Annotated in this window: 19 protein-coding genes; 10 read left to right on the forward strand and 9 right to left on the reverse strand. The window is 55.1% G+C overall.

All coding sequences use genetic code 11. From position 1 onward, the window contains the following. The 6 genes from RHM61_RS01525 to ugpQ all read right to left on the reverse strand — a co-directional run bounded on the left by RHM61_RS01525 (position 1) and on the right by ugpQ (position 7,201). Entirely contained in the window at positions 1-1,842 is a 1,842-nt protein-coding gene (locus RHM61_RS01525; RefSeq protein ID WP_322249379.1) for an alkaline phosphatase family protein, read from the reverse strand. A gap of 376 nt (positions 1,843-2,218) precedes the next feature. Continuing rightward, the gene (locus tag RHM61_RS01530; protein ID WP_322249380.1) at positions 2,219-2,446 is read right to left on the reverse strand and encodes a sulfurtransferase TusA family protein; all 228 of its coding nucleotides are present in this window, start codon (positions 2,444-2,446) and stop codon (positions 2,219-2,221) included. A 190-nt stretch (positions 2,447-2,636) separates the two neighbouring features. Next, positions 2,637-3,167: an NUDIX domain-containing protein gene (locus RHM61_RS01535; protein ID WP_322249381.1), complete on the reverse strand. Its 531-nt coding sequence runs from the start codon at positions 3,165-3,167 to the stop codon at positions 2,637-2,639. Next, the gene (locus tag RHM61_RS01540) at positions 3,164-3,682 is read right to left on the reverse strand and encodes a GNAT family N-acetyltransferase (RefSeq protein WP_322249382.1); all 519 of its coding nucleotides are present in this window, start codon (positions 3,680-3,682) and stop codon (positions 3,164-3,166) included. Before RHM61_RS01540 ends, RHM61_RS01535 begins: the two co-directional genes overlap by 4 nt. Beyond that, a complete protein-coding gene (gene alaS / locus RHM61_RS01545; RefSeq protein ID WP_322249383.1) occupies positions 3,679-6,291 on the reverse strand; it encodes an alanine--tRNA ligase in 2,613 nt (870 codons plus the stop codon). Before alaS ends, RHM61_RS01540 begins: the two co-directional genes overlap by 4 nt. A 160-nt stretch (positions 6,292-6,451) precedes the next feature. Further along, complete coding sequence (gene ugpQ, locus RHM61_RS01550; protein ID WP_322249385.1) at positions 6,452-7,201, reverse strand: glycerophosphodiester phosphodiesterase; 750 nt, start codon at positions 7,199-7,201, stop codon at positions 6,452-6,454. Positions 7,202-7,289: 88 nt separating this feature from the next. Between ugpQ and RHM61_RS01555 the strand changes: the two genes are divergently transcribed. The 7 genes from RHM61_RS01555 (at position 7,290) to RHM61_RS01585 (ending at position 13,676) form a co-directional block, all read left to right on the forward strand. Next, the gene (locus RHM61_RS01555) at positions 7,290-8,513 is read left to right on the forward strand and encodes a CaiB/BaiF CoA-transferase family protein (RefSeq protein ID WP_322251017.1); all 1,224 of its coding nucleotides are present in this window, start codon (positions 7,290-7,292) and stop codon (positions 8,511-8,513) included. Between the two features lie 134 nt (positions 8,514-8,647). Next, positions 8,648-9,754 carry a sensor histidine kinase gene (locus RHM61_RS01560; protein WP_322249386.1) on the forward strand — a complete coding sequence of 369 codons (1,107 nt, stop codon included), beginning with the start codon at positions 8,648-8,650 and terminating at the stop codon, positions 9,752-9,754. Continuing rightward, positions 9,751-10,560, forward strand: a complete 810-nt coding sequence (locus tag RHM61_RS01565) for a LytTR family DNA-binding domain-containing protein (RefSeq protein WP_322249387.1) — start codon at positions 9,751-9,753, stop codon at positions 10,558-10,560. The genes RHM61_RS01560 and RHM61_RS01565 overlap by 4 nt, the downstream gene beginning before the upstream one ends. Before the next feature lie 7 nt (positions 10,561-10,567). Further along, complete coding sequence (locus RHM61_RS01570; protein ID WP_322249388.1) at positions 10,568-11,047, forward strand: GNAT family N-acetyltransferase; 480 nt, start codon at positions 10,568-10,570, stop codon at positions 11,045-11,047. 73 nt (positions 11,048-11,120) lie between these two features. Further along, on the forward strand, positions 11,121-11,993 hold the full coding sequence (locus tag RHM61_RS01575; protein WP_322249389.1) for a sulfurtransferase: 873 nt from the start codon (positions 11,121-11,123) through the stop codon (positions 11,991-11,993). Positions 11,994-12,465: 472 nt separating this feature from the next. Then, positions 12,466-12,891 carry a hypothetical protein gene (locus RHM61_RS01580; RefSeq protein ID WP_322249390.1) on the forward strand — a complete coding sequence of 142 codons (426 nt, stop codon included), beginning with the start codon at positions 12,466-12,468 and terminating at the stop codon, positions 12,889-12,891. Then, positions 12,888-13,676 (forward strand): DUF2145 domain-containing protein, encoded by a 789-nt coding sequence (locus tag RHM61_RS01585; protein ID WP_322249391.1) that lies wholly within the window; start codon positions 12,888-12,890, stop codon positions 13,674-13,676. Before RHM61_RS01580 ends, RHM61_RS01585 begins: the two co-directional genes overlap by 4 nt. Positions 13,677-13,732: 56 nt before the next feature. On the opposite strand, the gene RHM61_RS01590 is transcribed toward RHM61_RS01585, so the two are convergent. Together RHM61_RS01590 and RHM61_RS01595 are read right to left on the reverse strand one after the other, a co-directional pair. After that, the gene (locus RHM61_RS01590; RefSeq protein WP_322249392.1) at positions 13,733-14,302 is read right to left on the reverse strand and encodes a flavodoxin family protein; all 570 of its coding nucleotides are present in this window, start codon (positions 14,300-14,302) and stop codon (positions 13,733-13,735) included. 44 nt (positions 14,303-14,346) lie between these two features. Continuing rightward, the gene (locus RHM61_RS01595; RefSeq protein ID WP_322249393.1) at positions 14,347-15,048 is read right to left on the reverse strand and encodes a pirin family protein; all 702 of its coding nucleotides are present in this window, start codon (positions 15,046-15,048) and stop codon (positions 14,347-14,349) included. A gap of 113 nt (positions 15,049-15,161) precedes the next feature. On the opposite strand from RHM61_RS01595, the gene RHM61_RS01600 reads away from it, so the two are divergent. Genes RHM61_RS01600 through RHM61_RS01610 form a run of 3 tightly spaced genes read left to right on the forward strand, consistent with a single transcriptional unit; the run spans position 15,162 to position 17,443 of the window. Further along, the gene (locus tag RHM61_RS01600; protein WP_322249394.1) at positions 15,162-16,079 is read left to right on the forward strand and encodes a LysR family transcriptional regulator; all 918 of its coding nucleotides are present in this window, start codon (positions 15,162-15,164) and stop codon (positions 16,077-16,079) included. Between the two features lie 4 nt (positions 16,080-16,083). Further along, a complete protein-coding gene (gene gluQRS / locus RHM61_RS01605; protein WP_322249395.1) occupies positions 16,084-16,971 on the forward strand; it encodes a tRNA glutamyl-Q(34) synthetase GluQRS in 888 nt (295 codons plus the stop codon). 7 nt (positions 16,972-16,978) lie between these two features. Further along, positions 16,979-17,443, forward strand: a complete 465-nt coding sequence (locus RHM61_RS01610) for a hypothetical protein (protein WP_322249396.1) — start codon at positions 16,979-16,981, stop codon at positions 17,441-17,443. Here the strand turns inward: RHM61_RS01610 and RHM61_RS01615 are convergent. Then, on the reverse strand, positions 17,420-18,013 hold the full coding sequence (locus RHM61_RS01615; RefSeq protein ID WP_322251018.1) for a LysE/ArgO family amino acid transporter: 594 nt from the start codon (positions 18,011-18,013) through the stop codon (positions 17,420-17,422). The two genes, RHM61_RS01610 and RHM61_RS01615, sit on opposite strands and share 24 nt — an antisense overlap. Positions 18,014-18,035: the final 22 nt, after the last annotated feature.

Here is an 18,035-nt window from a genome sequence, read left to right on the forward strand (position 1 = left end):
TTATTGCACCGCTGGATCAGCATCGAGACCGACAGTACGACCAGGAAAACCGGCAGCATCGAAATACCTTGTGGTGCCGACTTGTTGATAGTTAAGAATAGTGCGCAAGCCGGTTTTTGTCGGGGCAGATTTAATCGATGCTTTGATTACTTTCGGCATCTTGCCATCGGTCATTGCTTCGCTCATCACGCGACCAAGCAACTTACCTTGATCAGGTATGCTGAGTTTCAAAATAGCCGCAATGGTCTTACCGATATCGGCATTACTCACTGGTGCGGTATCAAGAAATTTTTGTTTGAAATCAGGGCCATAAGCGGCAGTAAAATTAAAGGTATCGGCACGACTGAAACTGCCATGCATGCCCTGCCCTTGCTGCAAACCGGTATCGGAAATTTCAACTGCACAGGTGTAAGGCTGGGCGCAACCGGTGGAGAAAGATTTGAAGTTGACGACGATGGCCGGCATCGGTGTGACCGCAGTCCCTTGCAAGTTAATATCGCTCAGAGTCAGGGTGCCGGGAAATTTCCCCAAACGGCTATCGACAAATAAGCCACTGACATAATCTTGCGTCAGCAAGGCAGCGATGACTTTACCAGCCAGGGCATGGGCCTCTGCTTTGCTCGCTTTCGCTGGTAAATAAATCAGGTCAGAGCCGCCATTGCCGGCCACGACGACGAGCGGGTTAGCAGGATCTTTACCTAATACGCCGTTGGCAAACTTAGGATGGGCATCTGGCAGAATCGGCGCATTTTTTTGATCGGGATCGGCCAAAGGCAGGTCGAGTAAATGCGCCAAGTCTTTGGCTAAAAATCCTGGTGGGATAAATCCGACTGGCACGTCAGCGTAGTGCAGCTTGGCTGATGGACTGGTCGCGCTTTGCTTGGAAATGGTAGAAAATCCGTGATCGGCCGACACCACAATATCAGTAGTTTGATCGAGCCCTAAGGCGACCAAGGTTTCACGGATTTGGCGTAAATTATCATCGGCATTTTTGATCGCGGCCAGCGAGGTCGGACCATTAATTCCCGGCACCAATTGATTCAAACTGTCGCCTTGATTATGCTGACTGCCATCGGGATCGCGGGACCAAAATACAGCAATGAATGGCTTATCGTCTTGCTTGAATTTGCTCAAAACTACTTTATTGAATAAATCGGCAAACCACTGTTGTTGCGTGACATTGGCAGCCAAGGTACCGGCGGTCGTGGCATTGCCAGATTTACCGTTTTCGCCGCGCGTCGGTGCCACGCTGGCGATGCCTGAAGTGCGCAGCGCTTCAAGCATCCAAGGGGCCAAGGGAATGCCATTCGGCGTGCCGGTGGAGTCGTCGACGATGACACTTTGTTGCCCGGTTCGTTCGGTGTGATCAAAAATCAGCACCGGTCCTAATTTGCCAACGCTTGCCGTGTTGAAGCCAGCCTTACGGGCCGCTTTCAACAGTGTGTCGGCATTGAGGTAGTCGCCGGCAAAATGTTCGTCGACATCACCGAGTACCGGATCACTTTCCAAGAATGGGGTCACGGAAAAGCCTGCCCCCGGAACCGGGTAGCCGGTGTAAATAGTATTACTGAAATCACCGGTGTCACCCAGATGATGGCCGGTCGCCATGGCGGAGGCATTGGCGGTGGTAAAGGTCGGAAATAAGGAATGGCTGTTATTGAAAGTGACGCCGGCATCGCGCAAGGCCGCCATGTTCGGTGCTGTTGCGGCGCTGACCATTTGGGCGCGCAAGCCATCGGGCACGAATAAGATGACATTATGCGGCTTGTCCGCGGCGTAAGCGGCCATACACAGCGTGGCGCTGATGACCAAAGCAATTGCTTGTTTGCGTTTACATTTCATGTATTTCTCCGAATTTGAAATCACCTTGCCCGGCTTGTCTTTGCCGAGCTACTGCCAGTCAATTTGATTTTATTGACGAAAATGAGAGGGGGATTATCAAGCAAAAGGCTTGAATGAGAGAAATATTTAAGGTCTGACGGTGAAAAATACTGTGTGTCTGTCGTGTTTTTACAGCAAAGCTAGGGACGTTATACAGCGGTCATAAACGAAGCTTACAATAGGGCTCTTAGGCCCTGCTGCGCCTCATTGCAAAGCTGGAGTTGCATTTTCTTTGTAATAAAAAAGCCCGATACACACGGTATCGAGCCTCTTGGGATTGCCACCAGCGAGCGAAGGCTAAGGCCGGTCGCTCAGAGCTTGATGTGTCACAAGCTCGTCACTTGCGTTTGATATAGTATTCGAATTCATTGCTGCTTTCCTGATGCGACAACAATTCGTTGCCGGTTTGTTTGGAAAACGCTTTGAAGTCACGCACTGAACCGGGGTCGGTTGCCAATACATGCAGCACTTCGCCGGTAATCATATCAGCTAAGGCTTTTTTTGTTTTCAAGATCGGCAGTGGGCAGTTGAGTCCGCGCGCGTCCAGTTCTTTATTGAATTGCATTATCTTTCCTTGTGCATCTGGGCACAGTGCACGATAAATAAATCGCCCGATACGATCAGGCCAGACCAAGTTTACTCTATGCACTAATTCTACCGGAATTTTCATTCGCATGGTGCAATGCAACACACTTACAACATTAGCTTATTCTTTGCACAATTAAAGCGCACTAAAATGTGGCAAATCGCTGCTATCAAGGCAAAATGTTTTGCTGCCAATCAATAAAATTTGGCACCAAGCCCTGTCCGCGCATCCAGTCAGCCAGCGCATAACCGGTGCCGGTGTTCCAAGGGCGTAATTTAGCCGGTGCAATCAGCCGGTATTCAAGCAATTCCTCGGACAAACTGATTTCACCGCTTGCCACCACATGATAGGCCAAAATGACTTCATTCTTTTGAGCAAATTCATACACGCCGATCAGCTTGACGGCTTGCGCATCGAGATTGGTTTCCTCTTTCACTTCGCGCATTACCGCTTGCTCTGGTGTTTCACCGCGTTCCATGAACCCGGCAATGAGGGCGAATTTATTTTCCGTCCAAGCCGCATTGCGCGCCAACAGAATGTGACCAGCCACTTCCAGCACCGCTGCCACGACGGGCACAGGATTATCCCAATGAGTCCAGTGGGCCTCTGGACATGTCAGTCGCGTCAAGCTGGGGTCATGCGCATCGCCACGCGGCACCAGTGCGACGGCACAAACTGGGCAATAGCGCAAGGCCGTCATGATTGACGCACCGGCATCGTTGGTTGATGCGGGTGCAGTCGCGCCATCGAATAACTATCGGCAAACAAGCCATTGCGTAAGCTGGCACCACGATGCGTGCCTTCGATATCGAAACCGAATTTCTTGTACAGATGTACGGCCGCCGCACTATCACAAAAGACCATCAATTCTATGCGCAACAAATTGAGCCAGTTATCAGACAGGCTCAGTAACTCGGTCAGCAAAGCGGTGCCGACGCCGCGTCCAGTAAACGAATCAGCCACGCCCAGGCTCAGGGTGGCGACATGCGAACGTCGTGGCGTCGTCTCGATGTGCAGGCCGGCCGTGGCGACAATCACGCCGTCGTAAATAGCGACGAGTAAGGTGTCATCACGGCTGACTTGGCGCAAACGCTCCTGCCATAGATCGACAGAAGGATGCGGCAATTGCAAGGTAGCGGCATAGGTACCGCTGCTGGCATAGACCCGTTGAATCTGGGCCGCATCAGAGAGTTCCGCACGACGGATATGTATCATAAGCGCGCGTTGATCCACTCAGGCACAGCTGCCAGCGCTTTGGCCAAGCCGCTCGCATCGGTACCGCCGGCCTGCGCCATATCAGGACGGCCACCGCCTTTGCCGCCTACTTGTTGCGCAACGAAGTTCACCAGATCGCCCGCCTTGATTCTGGCGGTACTGTCGGCCGTGACGCCGGCGATCAAAGTCACTTTTCCTTCATTGACAGCCGCTAACACAATGGCTGCGGTTTTCAGCTTGTCTTTGAGCTTATCCATGGTTTCACGCAGCGCTGTCAGGTCGGCACCCTCAAGCGTGACGGCCAACACCTGTATGCCCTGAATATCTAGGGCTTGGGAGAGCAATTCGTCACCTTGATTACTGGCCAGTTTCGACTTCAAACCAGCCAATTCTTTTTCCAAGGCTTTGACGTGGTCTTGTACCTGGGTGATACGCGGGATTAATTCTTCGGCCGGCGCTTTCAAGGCGGCGGCGGCTTGGTTGAGGCGCGTACTGAGGTTTTGTACCAGCGTGAGGGCGACTTCACCGGTAACGGCTTCGACCCGACGGATACCGGCTGCGACACCGCCTTCGGCGACAATTTTGAACAGGCCGATATCACCAGTACGAACGACGTGGGTACCGCCGCACAATTCGCGCGAACTGCCGATGTCGAGCACCCGCACTTCATCGCCATATTTTTCACCGAACAAAGCCATGGCACCGTGTTTGACGGCGTCATCATAGGCCATCGATTGTGCACGGGTGGCGCTGTTGGCGAGAATTTCGCGATTGACCAGGGTTTCGACGCTGCGAATTTCTTCGCTCGAGAGCGGCGCATTGTGGCTGAAATCGAAACGAGTTTTTTCGACGTCGACCAAGGAACCTTTTTGTGCGACATGGCTGCCCAAGACTTCGCGCAAGGCTTTGTGCATCAAGTGGGTGGCGGAGTGATTGCGCATGATCTGAGCGCGCACATCCAAGGCAACGCTGGCGTTGATGCTTTGCCCCAGTTGCAGGCTGCCGTTTTGCAGCACACCGTGATGGCCGAACACATCGGCCTGTACTTTGAGCGTATCACTGACGGCAAACAGACTGCCGTCGGCCACCACCAGCGTGCCGCAATCGCCGCACTGCCCGCCCGATTCGGCGTAAAACGGTGTGGTATCGAGTACCACAATGGCCAATTGACCGACCGTGATCGCTTGAACGGCGCTGCCATCGACGTAGAGGGCGACGACTTTGGCTTCTTGTTGCAAGTGTTCGTAACCGACGAAGCGGGTTTTTTCACCGCTGTAGTCAATCGCTGCTGCCATTTTAAATTTACCGGCGGCGCGCGCGGTTTGTTTTTGTCGGTCCATGGCCGCGGTGAAGCCGGCTTCATCGAGGGTAACATGGCGTTCGCGACAGATATCGGCGGTCAGATCGAGCGGAAAACCATAGGTGTCGTAGAGCGTGAAGGCGGTATCGCCATCGAGGTGGCTACTGTCTTTGGCCAGCGCCGCTTCGAGGATTTTCATGCCGTGTTCGAGGGTTTCACCGAAACGTTCTTCTTCTTGCTTGAGCACTTGCGCGACGCGTTCGCCGGCCGCGGCCAGTTCCGGATAAGCGCCACCCATTTCCTTGACCAGATCGGCCACGAGTTTGTAAAAGAATGGCTGGCTCTGGCCGAGTTTGTGACCATGGCGCAGCGCGCGGCGGGTAATCCGACGCAAAACATAGCCGCGCCCTTCGTTGCCGGGAATAATGCCATCGACAATCAGGAAGCTGGCGCAGCGAATATGATCGGCGATCACGCGCAGGGAATTGTTTTCCAAATCGGTACAGCCGGTTTCGCGCGCGGCTGCCTTGATCAGATTTTGGAAGGTGTCGATTTCATAATTCGAGTGTACATGCTGCAGTACTGCCGACAAACGTTCCAGACCCATGCCGGTATCGACGCAGGGTTTCGGTAAAGGATGCAGCACGCCGTGCTCATCTTTATTAAACTGCATGAACACCAAATTCCAAATTTCGATGAAGCGGTCGCCATCTTCTTCGGCCGAGCCCGGTGGGCCGCCCCAAATATCGGCGCCATGATCATAGAAAATTTCGGTACACGGACCACAGGGGCCGGTTTCCGCCATTTGCCAGAAATTATCAGACGCGTAGCGCGCGCCCTTATTGTCACCGATGCGGATGATGCGCTCGGCCGGTACGCCGATTTCATCTTTCCAAATGGCATAGGCTTCGTCATCTTCTTGATACACGGTAACGGTTAATTTATCTTTTGGCAAACCATAGACGGTGGTCAGCAATTCCCAGGCCGAGTGGATGGCCTCGGTTTTGAAGTAAGCACCAAACGAGAAATTGCCGAGCATTTCAAAGAAAGTATGATGACGTGCCGTATAACCGACGTTTTCCAAATCATTATGCTTACCGCCGGCGCGCACGCAGCGCTGTGCCGTGGTAGCGCGGTTATAGGCGCGCTGATCTTGACCGAGGAAGACATCTTTGAATTGCACCATGCCCGAATTGGTAAACAACAGGGTCGGGTCATTGCCCGGTATCAGGCTGGACGAACGCACGCGCGTATGGCCCTTGGATTCAAAAAAACTGAGGAATTTATCGCGGATTTCGGACGAGTTCATAGGGTAATAAGTTGGAGCTGAAATAGGTTGAATTTCGATTATACGGTATAAATTCTTCCGGCCAGACGCAAAGCGCAGTGCTGCAAACGGTGGAAGTAAATTTAATCTTTTTTACAACATCGACGATATTTTGCAAAAAAACGCCGACTATCACGCGCCCTTACTTAAAATCGGCCGCAATGAGGTCGATGCGGTCGGTACAAAATCCATCGACGCCCCAGCTCAGCAGTTCGCGTGCGCGCGTCGGGCTGTTGACGGTGTAACAAAATAAAGCAGCACCGCTGTGTTTGACCGCGCGCGCCAGTTCCGGCGTCAGAAAGGCTTCGTTGGTATGCAGTGCAACAGCACCGAGCTCGGCCAACTGGCGTTGCCAGTCCGCTTCGATACGGTCGCATAACCAGGCGCGCGGCAGCGCCGGTGCGGCCAGCCGAGCCGCGTGTAAGGCAGCGATGGAAAACGAGGATAATAAGGGCAATTGCTCTACCCGTTCGCTGGCGACATCGGCAAAACAGGCCGCGCTCATGGCGGCGACGATGCCGCCGGTAAGCGTTTCGTAGCCCGGCACCGGTTTGATTTCGACATTCATCCAAATACCGTGGCGACGGCAATATGCCATGGCCTCGGCATAGGTCGGCACGCGCTCACCGGCGAATTCGGCGGAAAACCAGGCACCGGCATCCATTTCCTGTAAATCAGCTACTGCGGTTGTTGCAACATTACCTATTCCGGCGATAGTTCTGCCGAAATCCGGGTCATGCATGAGCACAGGTACGCTGTCCTTTGATAACATGACATCAAATTCGACTGCAGCAAAACCATGCGACAAACCGCAGGCCAAGGCCGCGATGGTGTTTTCCGGTGCCAGTCGGCCGCCGCCGCGATGGGCAAGAACTTTGGGATAGGGCCACATATTGCCGTCCTGATAAATAAACATAGAACCGATAGGATAATCCAAGATGGCCACAGACCCGCAAGAAAACGCGTCAGCACCGGCCGCAATGGCCAGCGCGCTCGGACATTTACGCGTGCTCGACCTCACGCGCGTGCTGGCGGGGCCTTGGTGCAGCCAGAATTTGGCTGATCTCGGGGCCGAGGTGATCAAGGTAGAACGCCCCGGTGTCGGCGACGATACCCGCAGTTGGGGCCCGCCGTATCTGCAAGATGCAAACGGCCAGGACAGCAGCGAAGCGGCGTATTATCTGGCGGCCAATCGCGGCAAGCAAGCGATCACGGTCGATCTGGCCACACCCGAGGGACAGCAAATCATCCGCGACTTGGTCGCGCAGTGCGACGTCGTGCTGGAAAATTATAAGGTCGGTCAGCTCGCCAAATATGGCCTCGATTATGCTGCACTCAAACTGATCAAGCCGGATCTGATTTATTGTTCGATCACAGGCTTCGGCCAAACCGGTCCGTATGCCCATCGCGCCGGATATGATTTTATCGTGCAAGGCATGGGCGGCTTCATGTCGCTGACCGGCGAACGCGATGCCCTGCCCGGCGGCGGCCCGCAGAAAGCCGGCATCGCCATCACCGATCTGATGACCGGCATGTACGCCACCATCGCCGTGCTGGCCGCGCTCAGCCATCGCGACCGCAGCGGCGAAGGTCAATACATCGATATGGCGCTGCTCGATGTGCAAGTGGCGATGTTGGCTAATATGGGTAGCAATTATCTGTGCAGCGACACCGCGCCAGTCCGTTGGGGGAATGCCCATCCGAATATCGTGCCGTATCAAAGCTTCGCCAGTTCCGATAGTCACATCATCGTTGCCGCCGGTAATGACGGCCAATTTCGGCAGTTCGTGCGTGCCGGTGGCTGCCCGGAGTTGGCCGAGGATGCGCGCTTTCTCAGCAACCCGGAGCGGGTGCGCCAACGCGAGGTCTTGGTGCCGCTGCTGGCGGCTATGATGAAACAAAAAAGCAAACAGGAATGGCTGAGCTTATTGGAAGCGGCCGGAGTACCGTGCGGCCCGATCAACCGGCTCGATGAAGTGTTCGCCGATCCGCAAGTGCAAGCCAGAGAAATGCAACTGAGCCTGCCGCATGCCAGTGCCGGCACGGTGCCGCTGCTTGCCAGTCCGATGAAACTCTCGCGCACACCGGTGCAGTACAAGGCTGCGCCGCCGCTGCTCGGCCAAGATACCGACGCGGTGCTGGCCAAGCTGCTCGGTTATGATGCTGCGCAGTTGCAGGCGCTGCGCGATCGGCAGATTATCTGAATGTTACTCACGCCAAGAATTTCTGCTTCGGCACCATCGACACCTGCTTTCGTCGCAGCGCTGCGGACAAGTGCAGCGCAGTGTGGCAGGATGGACGCCATCTGTTTATCCTCGGCCCTTAGCGGTCAGCTCAAATGACATCACCTCCCCCCGTGCAGCCCTCACTGTTGGCCTCCTTGGTCGCGACTTATCGACAAAGCTTCAGCCCGACGCTGCAGTATGTGATCAGCGATCTGCCACGCCTGTTGCTGATCAATTTAATCTGTGGCGTGCTGGTCACGTATGTCATGCATGCCGGTGGCAGTTTTTTCGAAAATTGGATATTTTCGAATTGCATAGGCTTGTGCGCTTATACCCTCATCACCGGTTTGAAAAAGCTGATTTGGCGCGGCCGCACGCCGAATAGCCTGACTTTCTATGCGCTCTGCTGTTTGATCGCGCCGGTCTCGTTCGTGCTCGGCACACTGATAGCGGCTACGCTGTTCTCGTACCCGCTGCCGCATGTCTTGGCCTTACAATGGAATGTGGCCAGCAGTTTCATCGCCGTGACTTCACTGGCCAGCCTGCTGGCCTCGTGGTCGTTTTGGAACAAGAGCAAAATGGCGGAGCTGGCGGCACATGCAGCGGCGATCGAAAAGCAAGCGATCCAAGCGCAATTGCAAATGCTACAGGCGCAGATAGAGCCGCATATGCTGTTCAATACCTTGGCCAATCTGCAGGGCTTGATCATGCTCGATCCGGCGCGCGCCCAGCATATGCTGGAACAACTGATCATTTACCTGCGCATGACTCTGTCTGCTTCGCGCGCCGAGCAGAGCAGCTTGGAACAGGAATTTGGCCTCATCACCGCCTACCTTGAGCTGCTGGCTATCCGCATGGGTCAGCGCCTCAGTTTCACGCTCGATTTGCCAGCGGCACTGCGCGGGCATCGCATTGCACCGATGTTGCTGCAACCACTGGTGGAAAATGCGATCAAACATGGCCTCGAACCGAGCATCAGCGGCGGCCATGTGCATGTCAGCGCCAGCAGCGACGACGCGTGTTTGTGTTTGCGCGTGCAAGATGGCGGACTGGGTTTGAGCGCCGTCGTCGATGAGTCGCGGCAGCACGTCGGCAATGACAATATCCGCCGACGGCTGCAGGTCTTGTACGGCGCGGCTGCCACCCTCACGCTCACGCCCGCGCTGCCGACCGGCGTCTGCGCCGAACTGCGTCTTCCTTTTGCCCTGACCGCCCCATGAATCCACCACGCGCCCTGCTGGCTGAAGATGAGCCTATCCTGTCACAAATGCTGCAACTCTTGTTAGCGCAATTATGGCCACAATGTCAGTTGTGCAGCATCGTCGATAATGGTAACGCCGCGGTAGAACAAGCCTTGTTACTGCGCCCGGATATGCTATTCCTCGATATCAAAATGCCGGGCCGCAGTGGCCTCGAGGTGGTGCGCGACTTGCTCGAAGAATGGCCTCTGGACAGCGCTTTTCCGCTGCTGGTATTTGTCACGGCCTATGATGAATTTGCCGTGCCAGCCTTTGACCAGGCAGCAGTCGACTATGTACTCAAACCGGTCAATGCGACACGACTGCAGCAAACGGTCGAACGTCTCAAGCTGCGTTTGCAAGCGCGCGCAGCAGTGCAGCCACAACACGACGGCGAACTCGCGCGCGTGCTAGCGCAATTGCGCGATCTGGTGCCCGCTGCGCCCAGCATGCCGGCGCCAGAACGACTGCAAGTAATTCGTGCCGCCGTCGGTAACACGATACGCATGATACGGGTGGCCGATGTGCTGTATTTCGAAGCCACCGATAAATATATCAATGTCGTCACGCGTGAACACTCGTCCTTGATACGCAGCAGTCTGCGCGAATTACTGCCACAATTGGATGGCGGGATTTTTTGGCAAATCCATCGCAGCACCGTGGTCAACAGCTTGCACATCCACAGTGCGCACAAAGATGAAGCGGGAAAAATCACCCTGCTGCTGCGTGAAAGTACAGAAAAACTGCCGGTCAGCCGGATCTACGCCCACCTCTTTAAACAAATGTAAACCTGCTATGTCTGATCTCACACAATTACGCTGGCAATTGGCCGACTTCGATGCCCTCACCGCCTTGCAGTGGCATCACATTTATGCGGCGCGCTGCGCCGTGTTCATCCTCGAACAGAATTGTCCTTATCAAGATATCGACGGTAAAGATCCGCATTGCCGCCATCTGATTGCCTGGGATGGCGAGCAGGTCGCGGCCTATCTGCGTCTGGTGCCGGCCGGGCGCAGTTTTGCCGAAGTCTCGCTGGGTCGGGTGCTGAGCAGCGCGGCATGGCGCGGCAGCGGAATCGGTAAGGACTTGCTCGGCCGCGGTATCGCCGCGCTCCATGCAGCGCATCCGGGCACGGCGATACGCATCGGTGCGCAAGCCTATTTGGAAAAATTTTACGCCAGCTTCGGCTTTGAAACCGTCTCGGCCACGTATCTGGAAGATGACATCGCCCATATTGACATGCTGCTGCCAGCCGCACGCGACGGCGCTGCCTGAGCAGAAACCCGGCATTATCAGCCGATTTTCTACTATAATGCAGGTAAATCAATGACTTACTGAATTCTTTATTATGCCGGCAGCAACTCTCTCTCGCGCTACTCCTTACGTTAATATTTCTGCTTACAAATTCATCAGCTTCGACGATACGGCCGAGCGACGCCCAGCCTTTCTGGCTAAGTGCAGCGAGCTCAATCTCAAGGGTACGATCTTGCTCACGCCCGAAGGCATCAATATGTTCTTGGCCGGTTTGCGCCATGAAATCGATGCCTACATGGATTGGTTGCGCAGCGATGTGCGTTTCGCCGATATCGTGGCCAAGGAAAGTTTTTCCGAGCGCCAGCCGTTTACCAAGTTGCTGGTAAAAATCAAGGCCGAAATCATCACCATGCGCATGCCGCTGATTAAGCCGGAAGAAGGACGCGCGCCATTTGTTACTGCGCCTACCCTCAAACGCTGGCTTGATCAAGGTCATGATGATCAGGGTCGTGCCGTGGTGATGGTCGATACGCGCAATGATTTCGAAGTCGATGTCGGCAGTTTCGACAATACCATCGATTACCGCATCAGCAAATTCACTGAATTCCCCGCCGTGATCGAGGCTAACCGTGAAGCGCTCAACGATAAAACCGTGGTCACTTTCTGCACCGGTGGCATACGTTGCGAAAAGGCCGCCATTCACATGCAAAACATCGGTTACGACAGCGTGTATCAGCTCGAAGGTGGGATTCTCAAGTATTTTGAAGAAGTCGGCGGGGCCCATTATCATGGCGACTGTTTCGTGTTCGATTACCGCACTGCCCTCAATCCGCAACTTGAAGCGACCGATACCAAGCAATGTTACGCCTGTCGTGCCGTGGTCACTCCACGCGAACAATTGTCGCCTTGGTATATCGCCGGCAAATCCTGCCCACACTGTATGAAAGCCTCATCGGCAGCGGCCTGAAACGCGCTGTGCTGAGATCACGCCATGCTGCCTCACACAGCATGGCGTTTTTTTTCGTCGAAAAAATGCTCGCTACGAATTTGACATCCTCCCCGCCCTGAAGAGGCTGTCGCAAAAGCCTGATGGACGTTTTTTAAACCTGAAACACCGCATACCTCGTCATTCCCGCATGCCGCAGCCTCGTCATTCCCGCATGCTTTTAGCGGGAACCCAGTGTCGTTTTCAGCGCTGAAAACACGATCATCTCTGGCATTTTTTTTAAGCACGAACGCCGCTGGGTTCCTGCCAAAAGCGCGCAGGAATGACGTGGCCACCAGTTAGGGTAATGACACCGACTCAATACCCTTTTGCGACAGCCTCTGAAGGCCGGGGTTTCCAACCCTAGTCAGATTTTTGATAAATGTATTTGTGTTTTTTTGAATTTACTGGCATGTTACGTTTTTGTCTACTTCACAATGCATCGGAACTCAGCATGTTTTCTCGTCTCACACACAGTTTGCTCATGAGCCTCATCTTGGCGGCACTGCTGCCCACCGCACAGGCGGCGGATTGTCCGTCTTGCGCCGCCTCGGCTGGCTCGGAAAATGTCTCGGTCGGTGCCGGCATCGTGGTCTTGGGCAGTCTGTCGGTGGTGGCCGGTGGTGCCAGCCTTGTCGTCGACAGTGTGCAGCATCTGGCCGATGGCATGCTGGTAGTGCTCAAGGCCTCAGGCACAGCAGCGAGCACGACCATCAAACTATCCGGTCAAGGGATAGAGAAAGCGGCCCTCGTCAGCGGCGCAGTCATCGAAGTCAGCGCTACGGCCACCGGTTATCTGCTGATTGCCGCCGGCAAAGCGCTCGCCTTCATTCCCAATGAAGCCGGCAAAGCCTTGCTGCAGCATAGTAAAGCGCCATGATGCGGCGTTTTTGCCGCACACTCGTGCTGCTGTGGCTATGCCAGAGCGGTTTGGCGCAGGCCGGCCGCGCCTGTGATAGTCCGCCCCAAGATGCGCGCAAAATCATGCAGGCACTCGAGTTCGCGCAAAAAACCAGCCAGCGGCTCGATGCCAGTCAAGCCGAGTTGGTGCTGCTGGCGCGGGTAGGGCAAGATTTATCGGCCTACCATGTGCGCTATTCGCATCTGGCATTCGCCCGCAAACAGCAGGATGGACGCTGGTTGATTACGCACGAATTGAACCAATGCGGCACTGCCGCCTCAGATTTGTTCAATGAGGGTGTGGGGAATTTTTTTCTCGACGATGTGTTCGCCTATGAAGCGCTGATTCTGATCCCGCCACCGGCCCTGCAACAGCAAATCGCGCAAGCTCTCAGCAATGGCAACGCCCGCCGGCTGCACGACCCGCATTACAATATGCTGGCCTATCCGTTCGCCGCTGACTATCAAAATTCTAACCAATGGATACTCGAAGTACTGGCCGCCGCCAGCGCCAGCGATCTGCATATTAATCGACGCGATATGGCGCAGGCTTGGCTCAAAGCAGCCGGCTATACGCCCGACACGCTGCACATCGACGCCGCCACGCGGCTCGGTGCGCGTTTGTTTCGTGCCAATATCAGTTTCGCCGACCAACCCTTCAATCGTCGCATGGCCGGACAAATTGATACGGTGACGGTGGAATCGATACAGCGTTTTCTGCTCGCGCGCGAACCGGCGACGCAGAAAATCGTGCTCAATCAGTAGTGCAACTGCGCCTGCTGAGGGACGCTGCCGTTCCGGTCGCAGGCGCGAATGCGCGATCAGCGCAGTTTTTTCGCCACTTCGGCAATCCGTTGGCCAAATAATTTCGCTGTTTCCAAATCGCCCGGCAAAGGTCCTTCTTGCGGCGACGCATCGGATGGCGACTGCGTCATCAAACCGCTGAAGCTACCCAAATAATTGATGTCGTTGCGTTGCGCTGCTTTGCTGTTCGCTGGCATCAGACCAGTGCCGACCCAAATCATCGAATGCTGCTGCGATAAGGTAAACAAAGTTTGCAAGGTAGCCAGCTTATCGCCATTCATGCTGGCGGAATTGGTGAAGCCGGCGGCGATTTTATCTTTCCATACTTGGCTATACCATGGCTTGGAACTGGCATCGGCAAATTTCTTGAACTGCCACGATACGGTACCCATGTAAGTCGGCGAACCGAAGACGATGGCATCGGCAGCAGCCAGACTGGCCCATTGCGCTTCAGTGATATTGCCTTCGGCATCGATGGCGATCAATTCGCTGCTGGCGCCGGTGGCGCTGGCACCGCTCTGTACTGCTTGGGCGGTTTGAGTAGTGTGGCCGTAGCCGGAATGGTACACAATTGCTACTGTTGTCATCATTTGCTCCCTGTTTCGTTGGTGAGATAAAGAAAAAACCGCGCTTACGTCGGCAAATCAAAGACCAGTACTTCGGCCTCGTGTCCTGCTGAAATCTGTAACAAACTCTCGTCTTGCAATTTCAAGGCGTCGCCTTCTTTGAGCGCGATACCGTTTACGGTCAAGCTGCCGCGTGCCAAGTGCACATACGTCAAGCGCTCTGCTGCCAAGGCCAATTCGGTCGTTTGCACGCCATCGAACAAGCCTATGTACAGGCGCGCATCCTGACGGATTGCGATAGAATCAGCACTGCCATCTGGGGAAACGACCAGGCACAGACGACCATCTTTATCGGCGCGGCTGAAGATTTGTTCTTGATAGCGCGGCGGCTGGCCCAGCACATTCGGTTGTATCCAGATTTGCAGCAACCGGGTAGGCGTGGCCGCATCGGGATTGAACTCAGAGTGCCGCACACCGGTGCCGGCACTCATGTATTGCACATTCCCGGGGTGTATCGTGCTGCCATTGTCCATGCTATCTTTATGAGCAATCGCGCCTTCGAGCACATAGGTGATGATTTCCATATCTTTGTGCGGATGCGTGCCGAAGCCCATGCCGGGAGCGATCCAATCATCATTGATGACACGCAGCGGACCGAAACCCATGTGGGCAGGATCATAATATTCGGCGAAAGAAAAACTGTGCTTGGACTTGAGCCAGCCATGTTCGGCATAACCACGTTGACCGGCAGCTCTGAGTGTAATCATCTGATTCTCCTGAAATCACGTTAATTTGATGCTATGGATCACACTATAGACCAGCAGCAAGAAGCCGATAAGAGTAAAATTTCCTATATATCATTCAAATTTTTTCAACAACAATGAACCTGACGCTCGAAGCCCTGCAAATTCTCGATGCGATTGAGCGCAAAGGCAGCTTTGCCGCCGCCGCTGCCGCCCTCGATAAAGTTCCATCGGCGATCACTTACAGCATCCGTAAGCTGGAGGAAGATCTTGATGTGCTGCTGTATGACCGACGCGGCCACCGTGCCAAACTCACGATTGCCGGGCAAGAGTTGTTGCTGCAGGGACGGCACTTGCTGAACGCCGCACAAGAGTTGGAAAACCGCGTGAAACGCGCCGCCAGCGGTTGGGAAGCCGAGCTGCGCATCGTCCTCGATGGTGTGATTGCCTTCGATGATTTACTGCCATTGATCAAAGAATTTGAACAACAAGCTTGCGGCACGCGCTTACGCATCTCTCAAGAGATTTTATCGGGTGTGTGGGAAAGCATGGTCTCGGGCCGTGCCGATTTAGCCATCGGTGCCGCCTTTGATGGCCCGGAGGCGATCCGCACCCAAGGAGAATTTCACACCCGCGTACTCGGCAGCATCGATTGGGTGTTCGCGGTGGCCCCCCAACATCCGCTCGCGCATGCCAGCGAACCGCTGACGCATGAAATGATTCAAACCCACAGGGCGATTGCGGTCGGGGATACCGGTCTGGACTTGCCGAGCATGACGGCCGGCTTGTTGCGTGGCCAAGATACCCTGACCGTACCCTCGATTGCGGCGAAATTATCGGCGCAATTGGCCGGCCTCGGTTGTGGCCACTTGCCACGTCGTTTGGCCCTGCCGCATTTGAACAACGGTAGTTTGGTAGAGAAACAAACCGAGGGCCACCGGCTGATCGGCAGCAATCGCATCGTCTGGCGTAGCTCGAACAGAGGTAAGGCCTTGCACTGGTTTTTACAGAAGCTGCAAGACCCGGTCGTGCAACGTATGCTATTAGGAAATTAACAGCATGCGCCCGCCTTATCTCGGACGCTTCGCGCCCTCGCCGACCGGACCATTGCACATGGGCTCATTGGTTGCCGCCATGGCCAGTTATCTCGATGCCCGCGCCCACCAAGGACAATGGCTGATACGCATAGAAGATTTGGACATCGATCGCCAGGTAGCCGGTGCCGACACACATATTCTACAGTCGCTGCAACGCTGCGGCATGCTCAGCCATGCCGCAGTCACTTGGCAGAGTCAGCGCCAAGCGCTGTATCAAGCGGCCTTCGATCAACTTGGCAGCTTGGTGTATCCCTGCGCCTGCTCACGCAAGGAAATTGCCGACTCTCAAAGGCACAGCGCGGCGGCGGCCTTGCCGGTGTACCCTGGCACTTGTCGCAATGGCTTGGCAACTGGGAAGCGTGCACGCTCCTGGCGCTTGCGCGTGCCGCCACAGCCTGCGGCCATCATCAGTTTCGATGACTCTTGGTATGGCAAAAAAATTCAGGATCTGAGCCATCAAACCGGTGACTTCATATTGCGCCGCGGCGATGGATTCTGGGCTTATCAACTGGCGGTCGTCGTTGATGATGGCGCGCAAGGCATCACCGATGTGGTGCGTGGTGCCGACTTGATCGATTCGACCGCACGGCAAATTTATCTGCAACAGTTGTTACAATTGCCGCAGCCGCGCTATCTGCACGTGCCGGTCGTGTGCAATGAGCAAGGAGAAAAATTGTCGAAGCAAACCGGCGCGCTGGGCTTCGATCGCGGTGATAATGATTTGCTGCAAGAAGCCTTGCTGCCTGCCGCACGCCATCTGGGCTTGTTACTGCCCGGCAGCGCGACGGATATCGGCCATTTTTGGGAACAGGCCTGCGCTGCGTGGCAGAAAAAATTTGCGATAGAATAGAAATCTGATGAAAACAATCAATCAAATCCGCCTCGCAGTATTGGCTTTTATGTGCCTAGCGATGCTCGCAGCCACCCCTTGGGCACTGTATTATTACGGCTTGCGCGAACTCGGCGGCACGCCTGATTTAGCAGCAGTATCCATCGACCGTATGCAGCAGCAAGCGCTGTGGGCAGCCGCTGGTTGCGCAGGCGAACCGTTACTCGAAGTACTCGATCCCTTCTCCTACCTGCTGGCCGCCGCGACGCTCGAAGCACCGCCGCCTTCGAGCATCTTTGCCTGGCGTATCGCTTCCGCCTACCAACATGGCCACCTGCAACACACCGGCATGCTGTGGCGACAGTTATCGGGCACCGCCTTGACGATCTGGATCACGCGACACTGGACCATGGAGCAAATACTTTCCAAGGTAGCGCAAGCCGATCAGGCGCGTGCACCAGCCATTGCACTACAGCGGCAAACGGTGGAATAAGAGATTGAGTGCCAAGCCCCACATCAGCACAGCCACACCAACATCGAGAATTTGCCAAGCACGCGGGAGCGCGAACAGTGGAGCTAACCAGCGGGCACCGAAACCCAAGGCCAGAAACCACACGACGGCATTACAGATGGCCCCCGCAGCAAACCAGTATTGACCAAGCAACCCTTGCTGTGCAGCTACAGCACCGAGCAAGATGACGGTATCGAGATACACATGCGGGTTGAGCAAGGTAACGGCCAACACCGCTAAACTGGCCGTGCGTCGATCAAGCTTGAGGCCGCGCGGGTCGGCACGCAGCGTTTGTGCCTGCCATGCGGCCCGCCAAGCGCGCCAACCATACCAAGTAAGAAAGGCCGCACCACCAAAGCGGGCCGCATCGAGTGCGGCCGGATGCCGGCTGATCAGACTGCCCATGCCAGCCACGCCGAATAAGATCAAGACCGCTTCGCAGAGTATGCAGATCAATACGGTCAAACCGACGTGCTCACGCCGAATGCCGATGCGCAACACGTGGGCATTTTGTGAGCCTATGGAAAGGATTAATCCTGCGCTCAAACTCATGCCCTTGAAAAAAAATAGCCAC

It is taken from the genome of Undibacterium sp. CCC3.4, assembly GCF_034347425.1.
Classification (GTDB): Bacteria; Pseudomonadota; Gammaproteobacteria; order Burkholderiales; family Burkholderiaceae_D; genus Undibacterium.

Excerpts from the sequence above, each read along its gene's own strand:
- RHM61_RS01525 (WP_322249379.1), bottom strand. The coding sequence starts at position 1,842 with ATGAAATGTAAACGCAAACAAGCAATTGCTTTGGTCATCAGCGCCACG.
- RHM61_RS01530 (WP_322249380.1), bottom strand. The coding sequence starts at position 2,446 with ATGCAATTCAATAAAGAACTGGACGCGCGCGGACTCAACTGCCCACTG.
- RHM61_RS01535 (WP_322249381.1), bottom strand. The coding sequence starts at position 3,167 with ATGACGGCCTTGCGCTATTGCCCAGTTTGTGCCGTCGCACTGGTGCCG.
- RHM61_RS01540 (WP_322249382.1), bottom strand. The coding sequence starts at position 3,682 with ATGATACATATCCGTCGTGCGGAACTCTCTGATGCGGCCCAGATTCAA.
- alaS (WP_322249383.1), bottom strand. The coding sequence starts at position 6,291 with ATGAACTCGTCCGAAATCCGCGATAAATTCCTCAGTTTTTTTGAATCC.
- ugpQ (WP_322249385.1), bottom strand. The coding sequence starts at position 7,201 with ATGTGGCCCTATCCCAAAGTTCTTGCCCATCGCGGCGGCGGCCGACTG.
- RHM61_RS01555 (WP_322251017.1), top strand. The coding sequence starts at position 7,290 with ATGGCCAGCGCGCTCGGACATTTACGCGTGCTCGACCTCACGCGCGTG.
- RHM61_RS01560 (WP_322249386.1), top strand. The coding sequence starts at position 8,648 with ATGACATCACCTCCCCCCGTGCAGCCCTCACTGTTGGCCTCCTTGGTC.
- RHM61_RS01565 (WP_322249387.1), top strand. The coding sequence starts at position 9,751 with ATGAATCCACCACGCGCCCTGCTGGCTGAAGATGAGCCTATCCTGTCA.
- RHM61_RS01570 (WP_322249388.1), top strand. The coding sequence starts at position 10,568 with ATGTCTGATCTCACACAATTACGCTGGCAATTGGCCGACTTCGATGCC.
- RHM61_RS01575 (WP_322249389.1), top strand. The coding sequence starts at position 11,121 with ATGCCGGCAGCAACTCTCTCTCGCGCTACTCCTTACGTTAATATTTCT.
- RHM61_RS01580 (WP_322249390.1), top strand. The coding sequence starts at position 12,466 with ATGTTTTCTCGTCTCACACACAGTTTGCTCATGAGCCTCATCTTGGCG.
- RHM61_RS01585 (WP_322249391.1), top strand. The coding sequence starts at position 12,888 with ATGATGCGGCGTTTTTGCCGCACACTCGTGCTGCTGTGGCTATGCCAG.
- RHM61_RS01590 (WP_322249392.1), bottom strand. The coding sequence starts at position 14,302 with ATGACAACAGTAGCAATTGTGTACCATTCCGGCTACGGCCACACTACT.
- RHM61_RS01595 (WP_322249393.1), bottom strand. The coding sequence starts at position 15,048 with ATGATTACACTCAGAGCTGCCGGTCAACGTGGTTATGCCGAACATGGC.
- RHM61_RS01600 (WP_322249394.1), top strand. The coding sequence starts at position 15,162 with ATGAACCTGACGCTCGAAGCCCTGCAAATTCTCGATGCGATTGAGCGC.
- gluQRS (WP_322249395.1), top strand. The coding sequence starts at position 16,084 with ATGCGCCCGCCTTATCTCGGACGCTTCGCGCCCTCGCCGACCGGACCA.
- RHM61_RS01610 (WP_322249396.1), top strand. The coding sequence starts at position 16,979 with ATGAAAACAATCAATCAAATCCGCCTCGCAGTATTGGCTTTTATGTGC.
- RHM61_RS01615 (WP_322251018.1), bottom strand. The coding sequence starts at position 18,013 with ATGAGTTTGAGCGCAGGATTAATCCTTTCCATAGGCTCACAAAATGCC.